At 62.9% G+C, this 12,503-nt stretch carries 10 protein-coding genes; 7 read left to right on the top strand and 3 right to left on the bottom strand.

All coding sequences use genetic code 11. The features are described from left to right. Window positions 1–104: 104 nt before the first annotated feature. Genes dnaQ through ACF8FB_RS00445 form a run of 3 tightly spaced genes read right to left on the bottom strand, consistent with a single transcriptional unit; the run spans window position 105 to window position 2,149 of the window. Window positions 105–863 carry a DNA polymerase III subunit epsilon gene (dnaQ, locus tag ACF8FB_RS00455; protein WP_392510787.1) on the bottom strand — a complete coding sequence of 253 codons (759 nt, stop codon included), beginning with the start codon at window positions 861–863 and terminating at the stop codon, window positions 105–107. Window positions 864–913: 50 nt separating this feature from the next. Beyond that, a complete protein-coding gene (rnhA, locus tag ACF8FB_RS00450; protein WP_020190374.1) occupies window positions 914–1,360 on the bottom strand; it encodes a ribonuclease HI in 447 nt (148 codons plus the stop codon). Between the two features lie 15 nt (window positions 1,361–1,375). Then, entirely contained in the window at window positions 1,376–2,149 is a 774-nt protein-coding gene (locus ACF8FB_RS00445) for a methyltransferase domain-containing protein (protein ID WP_350298100.1), read from the bottom strand. Window positions 2,150–2,234: 85 nt separating this feature from the next. Here ACF8FB_RS00445 and gloB point away from each other — a divergent pair, with 85 nt between their 5' ends. The 7 genes from gloB to ACF8FB_RS00410 all read left to right on the top strand — a co-directional run bounded on the left by gloB (window position 2,235) and on the right by ACF8FB_RS00410 (window position 12,132). Further along, window positions 2,235–3,014 carry a hydroxyacylglutathione hydrolase gene (gene gloB / locus ACF8FB_RS00440; protein ID WP_010954914.1) on the top strand — a complete coding sequence of 260 codons (780 nt, stop codon included), beginning with the start codon at window positions 2,235–2,237 and terminating at the stop codon, window positions 3,012–3,014. Between the two features lie 100 nt (window positions 3,015–3,114). Continuing rightward, window positions 3,115–4,545 carry a lytic transglycosylase domain-containing protein gene (locus ACF8FB_RS00435; protein ID WP_010954915.1) on the top strand — a complete coding sequence of 477 codons (1,431 nt, stop codon included), beginning with the start codon at window positions 3,115–3,117 and terminating at the stop codon, window positions 4,543–4,545. 220 nt (window positions 4,546–4,765) lie between these two features. Further along, entirely contained in the window at window positions 4,766–6,595 is a 1,830-nt protein-coding gene (locus tag ACF8FB_RS00430; RefSeq protein WP_392509090.1) for an extracellular solute-binding protein, read from the top strand. Next, a complete protein-coding gene (locus ACF8FB_RS00425) occupies window positions 6,592–8,427 on the top strand; it encodes an extracellular solute-binding protein (RefSeq protein WP_010954917.1) in 1,836 nt (611 codons plus the stop codon). Before ACF8FB_RS00430 ends, ACF8FB_RS00425 begins: the two co-directional genes overlap by 4 nt. A gap of 1 nt (window position 8,428) precedes the next feature. Beyond that, entirely contained in the window at window positions 8,429–9,502 is a 1,074-nt protein-coding gene (locus ACF8FB_RS00420) for a microcin C ABC transporter permease YejB (RefSeq protein ID WP_010954918.1), read from the top strand. Window position 9,503: 1 nt separating this feature from the next. Continuing rightward, window positions 9,504–10,523 carry an ABC transporter permease gene (locus ACF8FB_RS00415; RefSeq protein WP_003251467.1) on the top strand — a complete coding sequence of 340 codons (1,020 nt, stop codon included), beginning with the start codon at window positions 9,504–9,506 and terminating at the stop codon, window positions 10,521–10,523. Between the two features lies 1 nt (window position 10,524). After that, entirely contained in the window at window positions 10,525–12,132 is a 1,608-nt protein-coding gene (locus ACF8FB_RS00410; protein ID WP_392510783.1) for an ABC transporter ATP-binding protein, read from the top strand. Window positions 12,133–12,503: the final 371 nt, after the last annotated feature.

The following is a 12,503-nucleotide window of genomic DNA, read 5'->3' as shown; positions in this document are numbered from 1 at the left end:
TGGGCACGTTGCAACAAATGTAGGAGCGAGCTTCGCTCGCGATGCGCCGCGCGGGCGGCGCTCGATCTCAGCAACACCCTATAACCCACGGCAAGCCCAACACCTCAACCCGCAGATGCCTCAGTCAGGGCCTGCCACAGCGAAGGCCCACCCGCCGACTTGGCAATGGCCGCCAGCCGCTCGGCATGCGCCTCCAGCTCTTCAGCGCTGGCCATGATCACCCGCCCTGGCGCACGCCCGACAATCCGGCGGATCTCGCTGCCGCCAGTGCCCTGCCCGTCCTCTTCCGTATCTGCGCCATTCCCAGCCAACGACAGGCTGGTCTGGCCACCGGTCATTGCCAGGTAAACGTCGGCCAGCAGTTCCGAGTCGAGCAGTGCGCCGTGCAACTCACGGCCCGAGTTGTCGATGTCGTAGCGTTTGCACAGCGCATCTAGGCTGTTGCGCTGCCCCGGGTGGCGCGAACGTGCCAGCAGCAGGGTGTCCAGAATGGTGCAGTGCTGCGAAATGTCAGCGCGGTCCTGCTGGCCCAGCAAGGCGAATTCGTTGTTGATGAAGCCAACGTCGAACGCCGCGTTGTGGATGACCAGCGTGGCGCCTTGGATGAACTGGAAGAACTCCTCGGCGACATCGCCAAAACGTGGCTTGCCGACCAGGAAGGCATCCGTGATGCCGTGAACGTTGATCGCGCCCTCGTCACTCTCGCGGTCGGGCTGCAGGTAGACGTGGAAGTGCCGCCCGGTCAGGCGCCGGCCGATGACCTCGACACAGCCGATCTCGATGATCCGGTGGCCTTCGCCAACCGGCATACCCGTGGTTTCGGTATCGAGAATGACGAACCGTTTATCTTGCTGCTGCTCCACGCGGGCGCTCCAACTTGCATCCGTTACAAAGGCCGCGATTGTACCCCAGCTCAACGCTGGGCGCGCACCTCATCGACCCCACGGTTGGCCAGCTGGTCGGCGCGTTCGTTGCCGGGGTGGCCAATATGGCCGCGCACCCACTTCCAGATCACCTTGTGGCGGTTGACCTGCTCATCGAGCTGCTGCCACAGGTCGGCGTTCTTCACCGGCTCCTTGGCGGCGGTCTTCCAGCCACGCTTCTTCCAGTTGACCATCCATTCGTTGATGCCCTTCATCACGTACTGCGAGTCGGTGGTCAGCACCACCTCGCATTCACGCTTGAGCGACATCAGGCCCTGGATCGCGGCCATCAGCTCCATGCGGTTGTTGGTGGTCTCACGTTCGCCGCCCCACAGTTCCTTCTCGACGCCCTTGTAGATCATCAGCACGCCCCAGCCACCCGGGCCAGGGTTGCCCTTGCAGGCACCATCAGTAAACATCTCGACGCTATCGCTCATGTACCACTCTTGAATTCAGTGCTTGTCAGTTTCGGGGTTGGCTGCGGTGCGGTTGACCTTCGCCAGTGGCAGCGGCAGCAGTTTGCCCATTGGCTCGCGACGTTCCGGCCGCAAAGGCCGCAGGCCCACCACCATCTTGCGCGCCACCAGCAGGTACACCCCACCACCGGAACCCTGCCAGCCGCCAGCCAGTCGTTCCCAGCCCTCCAGGCGTTGCTGCCAGGCAGGTGAGGCAAGCGGCGGACGATAGCACCCGAAGCGGCGTTTCTCCAGCGCGAAGCCCAGCAGGTTGAGCCAGTCGCCCACCCGGGACGGCGAGATGCAGCGCGCCTTGCGCAGAGCACCGTGACTGAAGAAATGGCGCATGCCCCAGCTGCTCCAGGGGTTGATCCCCACGATCAGCAGGTGCCCGCCCGGGCGTACGGCACTGGCGGCCTCGCGCAGCAGGCCATGGGGCGACAGGCAGAAGTCCAGGCCATGCTGCAGCACCACCACGTCGGCAGCGTGCTCGCTCAACGGCCAGGCTTGTTCTTCGCAGACAATCTCCACACCCGGCAAGGGCGCACCAAGGCGCACATTACGCTGCACCTGGGGGGCTCTGGGCGGTGGCTCGGCGCAGGGCCCGTAATGCACGAGATAGCCGCCAAAGAAGCGCCCGAGCTCTTCTTCCAGCAGTTTGTCCTCCTCCTTGAGCATCAGTTGCCCAAGTGGGCCGTTGAACCACTCACGGGCCAGGCTGATCAGCTTGACCCAGTCCGGGTCGGCCTGGGCAAAGGCTTGGTCGGTCATTGCGCTCTCCCTCGAAGGTTCTCCCACCGCGCCATCGCGGCTAAGATGCCCTCATGTGCCACGCTAGGCGAATCGGATCCGCACCATGATACAGATCGAAGCTCTCCCCGCTTTCTCCGACAACTACATCTGGTTGTTACAGGATACTGCCAAACGCCGTTGTGCGGTGGTCGACCCGGGCGATGCCGGCCCAGTGGAGCGCTGGCTGGCTGCCAACCCCGAGTGGGTGCTGAGCGACATCCTCGTCACCCACCACCACAATGACCATGTCGGTGGGGTGGAACGGCTCAGGCAATTGACCGGCGCACGGGTCTGTGGCCCTGCCAACGAGCGCATTCCCGGCCGCGACCTGGCACTGGACGAAGGCGATAGGGTGGACGTGCTGGGTGTGACGTTCCAGGTAATGGCGGTACCCGGCCACACCCTGGGGCATATCGCCTTCTTCAGCGACCAGCCAGCAACGCCCATCCTGTTCAGTGGCGACACCCTGTTCGCCGCCGGTTGCGGGCGCATGTTCGAAGGTACACCCGAACAGATGCAGCCCGCCCTCGCCCGCCTGGCGGCCCTGCCAGAGCAGACACAAGTGTACTGCGCCCATGAATACACCCTCAGCAACCTGCGCTTCGCCAAGGCTGTGGAACCGACCAACCCGCACGTTCAGCAACGCTTCGAGGACGTTACCCGTTTGCGCGCCGAAAATCGCATCAGCTTGCCCTCAACGATCGGCCTGGAGCGCCTGACCAACCCCTTTCTGCGTACCGCTGAAACATTAGTTAAACAAAAAGCAGACGAATGGAAGGGACATTCAAACAACTCGCATGTCGCTGTTTTTGCTGCCTTGAGGTCTTGGAAGGACACCTTCTGATAACCGCAAGATATATCGCAAGTGATGGTCAAAGGTTGACCAGGCCCGGAGCGGTTTCTAAAATCGCCGAACTTTTTCGCCCGGATACCTGTATCAGCCGATGTCTTCCCGTAGCCGCAGAACCTCTCATTCCGTCGCCCTGACGCGCCTGGCCCAAATCAGTGCGCTGGCCCTGGCAGCCACCTTGGTGGGCTGCCAGAGCACCCGTCAGCTCGACGAATCCGATAGCGTTCGCGCGCACAACTACCAGGCACGGATCAAGCACAAACCTTCCCCGCTGCTGGTCAAGCCGGCCGAACAGGCGCCGCAGGATGTCTGGGAGCGCATGCGCCAGGGCTTCGCCCTGCAGGACAGTATCGATGTCAACCCGCGCATCGAGCAGCAGCGCTTGTGGTTCGCCAGCAACCCGACCTTCATCGAAAGCGCCGGGGAACGTGGCAGCCTCTACCTGCACTACATCGTCGAGCGCCTTGAAGAACGCGACATGCCGCTGGAACTGGCCCTGCTGCCAGCCATCGAAAGTGCCTACAACCCCATGGCCTACTCACGCGCCAGCGCTGCCGGCATGTGGCAGTTCATGCCGGCTACCGGTCGCCACTTCAACCTGCGCCAGACCAACTTCTATGACGGCCGCCGCGATGTCACCGCGTCGACCAACGCCGCGCTGGACTACCTGACCCGCCTGCACGACATGTTCAACGGCGACTGGCTGTTGGCCCTGGCGGCCTACAATGCCGGCGAAGGCACCGTCAGCCGAGCCATCGAGCGCAACGAAAGGCTCGGCCTGCCGACCGACTACTGGAACCTGCCGCTGCCACAGGAAACCCGCGACTACGTACCCAAGTTGCTGGCACTGTCGCAGGTGGTGTCCACGCCAGAAGCCTATGGTGTCAATCTCACCCCGATCGCCAACGAACCGTACTTTGAAGCGGTGGCGATCAATGACCGTCTGGACCTTTCCCGGGTCGCGGCCTTTGCCAACATCGACGAGGACGAGCTGATCCAGCTCAACCCGGCATTCAAGAAACGCATGACCGTCGATGGCCCGAAACAGCTGCTGGTGCCCACCGCCAAGGCGCAGTTGCTCAGTGCCAGCCTGTCCAACCTCAACCCGGAGCAACTGGTCAGCCTGCAACCCCCGAAAGCAGCGTTTGCCCGGGCCGTGGCCGAAGCCAAGGCACCGGTGGGGGCACGCAGCTACCGGGTCAAGCGTGGCGATAACCTGAGCGCCATCGCCAAGGCCAACCGTGTATCGGTCAAGGACATCAAGCGCTGGAACCGCTTGTCCGGCAACAGTCTGCGCGCTGGCCAGGTTCTGGCCCTGCGTGGTGGCAGTGCGCCAAGCGCCGCCGGCAACCGGGTTGCTGCCTCCGGGAAGCGCTCCACGCAATACAAGGTCCGCAAGGGCGATTCTCTGTACCTGGTGGCCAAGCGCTTCAATGTGGAAATGAAGCACCTCAAGCGCTGGAACCCACGCAGCGGCCACGCCCTCAAGCCAGGCCAGACCCTGACCGTCTACCTCGGGCGTTGAGTCGTTACAGGGGCTGCTTTGCAGCCCATTCGCGGGCACGCCCGCCCCCAGAGGTTTTTCACAGTCCTCAAAGCCGGTGTCGTACCTGTGGGAGCGGGCGTGCCCGCGAATGGGCCTGAAAACCCAGCCACTGGAAAACCCCAGCCCCTCTCTTTTTCCAACCCCACCAAGCTGTTACTGTACTCGATCAAAGCCCAACGCCTCTGGATCGGATGCCGATTTGATACGTCCCCTCCTGCTGTCACTCAGCCTGGCCTTGAGCTTTCCCGCAGCCGCGATCGTGAGCGAAAGCCACGGATACGCGCAGTTCGGCACGCTCAAGTACCCAGCCACCTTCACCCACTTCGACTGGGTCAACCCGCAAGCGCCCAAGGGCGGCACGTTGCGGGCCATGGCTTTTGGTACCTTCGACACGCTCAACCCCTACACCTTCAAAGGGTCGAGCCCGATTACCACGCCCAATTTCCAGCAGTACGGCATCAGCGAGCTGAACGAGCCACTGATGATCGGCACGGGCCAGTACGACCCGTCCGGTGACGAGCCAACCTCCAGCTATGGCCTGATCGCCCGCTCGGTGGAGTACAGCGAGGACCGCAGCTGGGTGGTGTTCAACCTGCGCCCCGAAGCCCGCTGGCATGACGGCCAGCCCATCACCTCGGCTGACGTGGCCTTCTCGTACCGCACGCTGCTCAAGGATGGCCACCCGATCTACCGCACCAACCTGCAGGAAGTGCAGCGGGTAGACATCCTCGGCCCGCTACGCATCCGCTTCGTGTTCAAACGCGCCGGCAACCCGCTGCTGATCCTGCGCCTGGGCGAAATGCCGGTACTGCCCAAACACTACTGGCAGAAGCGCGACTTCAAGGCCACCACCTTCGAGCCCCCCTTGGGCAGCGGCCCCTACCGCATCACCCAGGTACAACCCGGACGACGCCTGGTGTTCGAACGGGTGAAGAACTACTGGGGCAAAGACCTGGCGGTCAACCGTGGCAAGTACAATTTCAATCGGGTCGAATACGAGTTCTATCGTGACGCGACGGTGGCCTTCGAAGCCTTCAAGGCCGGCGAGTTCGACATCTATATCGAGCACCAGGCAAAAAACTGGGCCAACGGTTACAACTTCCCTGCCGTGCGCCGGGGTGAAGTGATCAAGGCACAAATCCCGCACAGCATTCCCACGCAAACACAGGGCCTGTTCATGAACAGCCGCCGGGCCGCGTTCAGTGACCCGCGGGTACGCCAGGCGCTGGGGCTGATGCTGGACTTCGAGTGGACCAACCGCGCGCTGTTCAGCAGCGCCTACCGCCGCTCGACCAGCTACTACCCAAACAGCGAGTTCGCCGCCAGCGGCCTGCCCACCGGCAAGGAGTGGCTGCTGCTGGCGCCATTCCGTGACCAGTTGCCCGCCAAGCTGTTCAGCGAACCGTACAAGGTCAGCCACACCGATGGCAGGGGTATCAGCCGCCAGACCCTGCGCCAGGCTCTGGGCCTGCTCGCCGAGGCCGGCTGGAAGCTGCACGGCCAGCGCCTGGTCGACAGCAAGGGCCAGCAATTGCGCATGGAACTGCTGCTGGTAAACCCCAACCTTGAACGCATCCTGCAACCTTATGTCGAAAACCTGTCCAGCATCGGCATCGATGCGCGCTTGCGCACCGTGGACCGTGCCCAGTACAAACAACGTCTGGACCAGTTCGATTTCGACATGATTCTGATGACCCTGAACCAGACCCTCAGCCCCGGCCTCGAACAATGGCTGTACTTCCATTCCAGCCAGGCCGCGACAAAGGGCAGCAAGAACTATGCTGGGGTCAAGGACCCGGTGGTCGACCACCTGCTCGACACCCTGCTCGCCGCCCGCACCCGCGATGACCAGGTCGCCGCTGCCCGCGCCCTGGACCGCGTGCTCTCATGGCACTACTACATGATCCCCAACTGGTACCTCGACAACCATCGCCTGGCCTACCGCAACCGGTTCGCCTTCGTCACCACGCCGCCCTACACCCTTGGGCTGAATAGCTGGTGGATCAAGACTTCGGAGAAAGCCCAATGACGCCAACGCACCGTCTGCGCCGGCTGGCAGGCAGCCTGTTGCTCGCCTGCCTGAGCCTTCCCGCGCTGGCCGCACCGCAGCACGCGCTCACCCTTTACGATGAGCCACCCAAGTATCCCGCCGACTTCAAGCACTTCGACTACGTCAACCCGGATGCGCCCAAGGGCGGCACCTTCCGCCAGTCCAGCTTTGGCGGCTTCGACAGCCTCAACCCGTTCATCAACAAAGGCGTGGCGGCCGAGAACATCGGCATTATCTACGACACCCTGATGCGCCAGAGCCAGGATGAACCGTTCACCGAATACGGCCTGGTTGCCGGCAAGATCGAAAAGGCCCCGGATAACAGCTGGGTGCGCTTCTACCTGCGCCCCGAAGCGCGCTTCCATGACGGCCATCCGATGCGCGCCGACGACGTGGTGTTCACCTTCAACGCCCTGATCAAGGACGGCGCCCCACTGTACCGCCAGTACTACGCCGACGTTGCCGAAGTGGTCGCCGAAGAACCGCTGAAGGTGCTGTTCAAGTTCAAGCACAAGAACAACCGCGAGCTGCCACTGATTCTCGGCCAGCTGCCGGTACTGCCCAAGCACTGGTACGAAAACCGCGAGTTCAACCGCGGCAATCTGGAAATCCCGTTGGGCAGCGGCCCGTACAAGGTCGCCAAGGTCAAGGCCGGGCGCTCGGTGCGCTACGAACGGGTCAAGGACTACTGGGCCAAGGACCTGCCCATCAACCGCGGCTTCTACAACTTCGATGCCATGACGTTCGACGCCTACCGCGACACCACCGTCGCCCTGGAGGCCCTCAAGGCCGGGGCATTCGACTATGGCCTGGAAGTCAGTGCCAAGAACTGGGCCACCGCTTACAACGTGCCCGCCGTGCGCGAAGGTCGCCTGATCAAGGAAGAGCTGCCCAACGGCAACCCCACCGGTATGCAGGGCTTCATTTTCAACATCCGCCGCCCGGTTTTCCAGGATGTGCGTGTGCGCCAGGCCCTGAGCCTGCTGCTGGACTACGAGTGGACCAACAAGCAGCTGTTCAACGGCGCCTACACCCGTACCGGCAGCTACTTCGAGAACTCGGAAATGGCCGCCCGCGGCCTGCCCAGCCCCAACGAGCTGAAAATCCTCGAACCACTGCGCGGCAAAGTGCCCGAGCAAGTATTTACCGAGGTCTTCCACAACCCGGTCAGTGACGGCAGCGGCATGATCCGCGAGCAACAGCGCCAGGCCTACAAACTGTTGCAGGAAGCCGGCTGGAAAATCGTCGACGACAAGATGGTCGACGCCCAAGGCAAGCCGGCAAGCATCGAGTTCCTGCTGGCGCAGACCGAGTTCGAACGCATTCTGCTGCCGTTCAAGCGCAACCTTGCCGACCTCGGTATCGAGCTGAACATTCGCCGTGTCGACGTTTCGCAGTACATCACCCGCCTGCGCTCGCGTGACTACGACATGATCGTTGGCGGCTACCCGCAATCCAACTCGCCAGGCAACGAGCAGCGCGAGTTCTGGTCCAGCGCCGCCGCCGACAACCCCGGTAGCCGCAACTTCATCGGCCTGCGCGACCCGGCCATCGACCAACTGGTGGACCAGCTGATCAACGCCGACTCTCGGCAGAGCCTGATCGACCACTGCCGCGCCCTCGACCGCGTGCTGCTGTGGGGCTATTACGTGATCCCCAACTGGCACATCAAGACCTGGCGTGTGGCCTACTGGAACCACATCGGCCACCCGAACGTGTCGCCCAAGTACGACATCGGCATCGACACCTGGTGGATCAAGCCCGATGTAACCCCGGCGGTCAGCGAAGCGCCTGCGGACGAGGCCAACTAAGATGCTGGCCTACATCCTGCGCCGCCTGCTGCTGATCATCCCGACCCTGTTCGGCATCCTCATCATCAACTTCATCATCGTCCAGGCCGCCCCCGGTGGCCCGGTCGAGCAAATGATCGCCAAGCTCGAAGGCTTCGAAGGCGCCACCAGCCGCATTGCCGGTGGCGGTGCCGAGGTTTCCGTGGCCGGCTCCAGCTACCGCGGCGCCCAGGGCCTGGACCCGGCGCTGATCGCTGAAATCGAACGCATGTACGGCTTCGACAAGTCGCCGCCCGAGCGCCTGTGGATCATGGTCAAGAACTACGCCCAGCTGGACTTCGGCGACAGCTTCTTCCGCGACGCCAAGGTGATCGACCTGATCGCCGAGAAGATGCCGGTTTCGATCTCGCTGGGGCTATGGAGCACGCTGATCATGTACCTGGTGTCGATCCCGCTGGGGATCGCCAAGGCCGTGCGCCACGGCAGCCACTTCGACGTGTGGACCAGCTCGGCAATCATCGTCGGCTACGCCATCCCGGCGTTCCTGTTCGCCATCCTGCTGATCGTGCTGTTCGCCGGTGGCAGCTACTTCGACTGGTTCCCGCTGCGTGGCCTCACCTCCAACAACTTCGACGAACTGAGCACCACCGGCAAGGTGCTGGACTACTTCTGGCACCTGGTGCTGCCGATCACCGCGCTGGTCATCGGCAACTTCGCCACCATGACCCTGCTGACCAAGAACAGCTTCCTCGACGAAATCAACAAACAGTACGTGGTCACCGCCAAGGCCAAGGGCCTGAGCCGATCACGGGTGCTGTACGGCCACGTGTTCCGCAACGCCATGCTGCTGGTGATCGCCGGCTTCCCCTCGGCGTTCATCGGCATCTTCTTCACAGGCTCCTTGCTGATCGAGGTGATCTTCAGCCTCGACGGCCTGGGCCTGATGAGTTTCGAAGCGGCCATCAACCGCGACTACCCGGTGGTCTTCGGCACCCTGTTCATCTTCACCCTGCTAGGGCTGGTGGTGAAACTGATCGGCGACCTGACCTACACCTTGGTCGATCCGCGCATCGACTTTGCCAGCCGGGAGCACTGACATGGCCTTGTCCCCCCTCAACCGCCGGCGCTTCGAGCGTTTCAAGGCCAACCGCCGTGGCTGGTGGTCGCTGTGGCTGTTCCTGATTCTGTTCGGGCTGAGCCTGGGCGCCGAACTGATCGCCAACGACAAACCGATCGCCGTACGCTACGACGGCCAATGGTACTTCCCGGCGTTCAAGCGTTACCCGGAAACCACCTTCGGCGGGGAATTCCCGCTGGAAGCCAACTACAAGAGCCCCTACATCCGCGAACTGCTGGCGAAGAAAGACAGCTTCGTGCTGTGGGCGCCCATTCCGTTCAGCTACCAGAGCATCAACTATGACCTGCGTGTCCCCGCCCCCGCCCCACCTTCGGCGGACAACTGGCTGGGCACCGACGACCAGGGCCGCGACGTACTGGCGCGGGTGATCTACGGCTTCCGCATTTCGGTTCTGTTCGCCCTCACCTTGACCGTGGCCAGCTCCATTATCGGCGTCATCGCAGGCGCCCTGCAGGGGTTCTACGGTGGCTGGGTCGACCTGGCCGGGCAACGCTTTCTGGAAATCTGGTCCGGCCTGCCTGTGCTGTACCTGCTGATCATCCTGGCCAGCTTCGTGCAGCCCAACTTCTGGTGGCTGCTGGGCATCATGTTGCTGTTCTCGTGGATGAGCCTGGTGGATGTGGTACGCGCCGAGTTCCTGCGCGGGCGCAACCTGGAATACGTGCGCGCCGCACGCGCCCTGGGCATGCGCAACGGCGCAATCATGTACCGGCACATCCTGCCCAACGCGATGATCTCGACCATGACCTTCATGCCGTTCATCCTCACCGGCGCCATCGGCACCCTCACCGCCCTGGACTTCCTCGGCTTCGGCCTGCCCGCCGGTTCGCCCTCGCTGGGCGAACTGGTGGCGCAGGGCAAGTCCAACCTGCAAGCGCCATGGCTGGGCATCAGCGCCTTTGCCGTGCTGGCGCTGATGCTGAGCCTGCTGGTGTTCATCGGCGAATCCGCCCGCGACGCCTTCGACCCGAGGAAGTGACATGAGTGAACAGAACCTGATCGAAGTGCGGGACCTGGCCGTGGAGTTCGTGACCGGGGACCAGGTCAACCGAGTGGTGGACGGCGTCAGCTTCGATATTCGCAAAGGCGAGACACTGGCCCTGGTGGGCGAAAGTGGCTCGGGCAAATCGGTCACCGCGCACTCGATCCTGCGCCTGCTGCCCTATCCCCTGGCCCGGCACCCCAGCGGCAGCATCCGCTACGAAGGCAAGGACCTGCTGCAGCAGAGCGAGAAGACCCTGCAGCGCATTCGCGGCAACCGCATTGCGATGATCTTCCAGGAGCCGATGACCTCGCTCAACCCGCTGCATTGCATCGAGAAGCAGATCAACGAAATCCTCCTGCTGCACAAGGGCCTGACCGGCAAGGAAGCGACTGCGCGTACCCTGGAGTTGCTGGATATGGTCGGCATTCCAGAGCCGCACAAGCGCCTCAAGGCCCTGCCCCACGAATTGTCGGGCGGGCAGCGCCAGCGGGTAATGATCGCCATGGCGCTGGCCAACGAGCCCGAGCTGCTGATTGCCGACGAGCCGACCACGGCGCTGGATGTGACCGTGCAGCTGAAGATCCTCGAGCTGCTCAAGGAATTGCAGGCGCGTATGGGCATGGCCCTGTTGCTGATCAGCCATGACCTGAACCTGGTGCGCCGCATCGCCCACCGCGTGTGCGTGATGCAGCGCGGGCAAATTGTCGAGCAAGCCGAATGCGCCACGCTGTTCAGCTCGCCACAGCACCACTACACCCAGATGCTGATCAATGCCGAACCCAGCGGGCTGCCGGCGCACAATCCGGTGGGCGCGCCGTTGCTGGAGGTGGATGACCTCAAGGTGTGGTTCCCGATCAAGAAGGGCTTTCTGCAGCGCACGGTCGACCATGTGAAGGCGGTGGACGGGGTCAACTTCAGCTTGCCCCAGGGCCAGACGCTGGGCATTGTTGGCGAATCCGGGTCGGGCAAGTCCACATTAGGCCTGGCGATCTTGCGGCTGATTTCCAGCCAGGGCGGCATTCGCTTTCATGGGCAGAACCTCGAAGGGCTGAACCAGAAAGCCGTGCGCCCCCTGCGGCGGGAAATGCAGGTGGTGTTCCAGGACCCGTTTGGCAGCCTGAGCCCGCGCATGTGCGTGGCGGATATCGTCGGCGAAGGGCTGCGCATTCACGGTATTGGCAATGCGCAGGAACAGGAAGCGGCGATCATCGCGGCGCTGGAGGAAGTGGGGCTGGACCCGCGCACGCGGCATCGCTACCCCCATGAGTTTTCCGGCGGGCAGCGTCAGCGCATTGCCATTGCCCGGGCGCTGGTGTTGAAGCCAGCGCTGATTCTGCTGGATGAACCCACGTCCGCGCTGGACCGTACCGTGCAGCGGCAGGTAGTGGAATTGCTGCGTAACCTGCAGCAAAAGTACAACCTGACGTACCTGTTCATCAGCCATGACCTGGCGGTGGTGAAGGCGTTGAGTCACCAGTTGATGGTGATCAAGCATGGGCATGTGGTGGAGCAAGGGGACGCGCAGGCGATCTTCCATGCGCCGCAGCATCCGTATACCCGACAGTTGCTGGAGGCGGCGTTTTTGGAGGTTGAGGGTTCGTAGGGAATGGGTGGGTGTTCGCCTTGATTCTTGCGGTGTTGCGTAGATCGAGCGCCGCCCGCGCGGCGCATCGCGAGCAAGCTCGCTCCTACATTTGTTTCGGGCCAATTATTCCTGGGGCAGACGCGCGCGTCCCCTTGGCGCTCAACTCGACATCGTGGGGAACAAACAAGGCGGTCGCGCGCGCAGGCACAGGCGATACTGGCCCGAAACAAATGTAGGAGCGAGCTTGCTCGCGATGCGCCGCGCGGGCGGCGCTCGATCTACGCAACACACACAAAAACCAAGGCAGGCGCCTTGCCGCCCTGACGCAATGCAGCTGTGATCAATTTTTCTGACAATAATCGTCTTCCATCATCAGCCGAATCGGGCAT

The sequence above is a fragment of the Pseudomonas sp. yb_2 genome (assembly GCF_043103905.1).
GTDB lineage: Bacteria > Pseudomonadota > Gammaproteobacteria > Pseudomonadales > Pseudomonadaceae > Aquipseudomonas > Aquipseudomonas alloputida.
Note: the sequence above shows the minus strand (reverse complement) of the source record. Positions and strands in the feature narration are given on the sequence as shown.

What these genes read in the sequence shown, in the direction of transcription:
- rnhA (WP_020190374.1), bottom strand. Translation starts at nt 1,360, where the DNA reads ATGAGCGATAGCGTCGAGATGTTTACTGATGGTGCCTGCAAGGGCAAC.
- ACF8FB_RS00445 (WP_350298100.1), bottom strand. Translation starts at nt 2,149, where the DNA reads ATGACCGACCAAGCCTTTGCCCAGGCCGACCCGGACTGGGTCAAGCTG.
- gloB (WP_010954914.1), top strand. Translation starts at nt 2,235, where the DNA reads ATGATACAGATCGAAGCTCTCCCCGCTTTCTCCGACAACTACATCTGG.
- ACF8FB_RS00435 (WP_010954915.1), top strand. Translation starts at nt 3,115, where the DNA reads ATGTCTTCCCGTAGCCGCAGAACCTCTCATTCCGTCGCCCTGACGCGC.
- ACF8FB_RS00425 (WP_010954917.1), top strand. Translation starts at nt 6,592, where the DNA reads ATGACGCCAACGCACCGTCTGCGCCGGCTGGCAGGCAGCCTGTTGCTC.
- ACF8FB_RS00420 (WP_010954918.1), top strand. Translation starts at nt 8,429, where the DNA reads ATGCTGGCCTACATCCTGCGCCGCCTGCTGCTGATCATCCCGACCCTG.
- ACF8FB_RS00415 (WP_003251467.1), top strand. Translation starts at nt 9,504, where the DNA reads ATGGCCTTGTCCCCCCTCAACCGCCGGCGCTTCGAGCGTTTCAAGGCC.
- ACF8FB_RS00410 (WP_392510783.1), top strand. Translation starts at nt 10,525, where the DNA reads ATGAGTGAACAGAACCTGATCGAAGTGCGGGACCTGGCCGTGGAGTTC.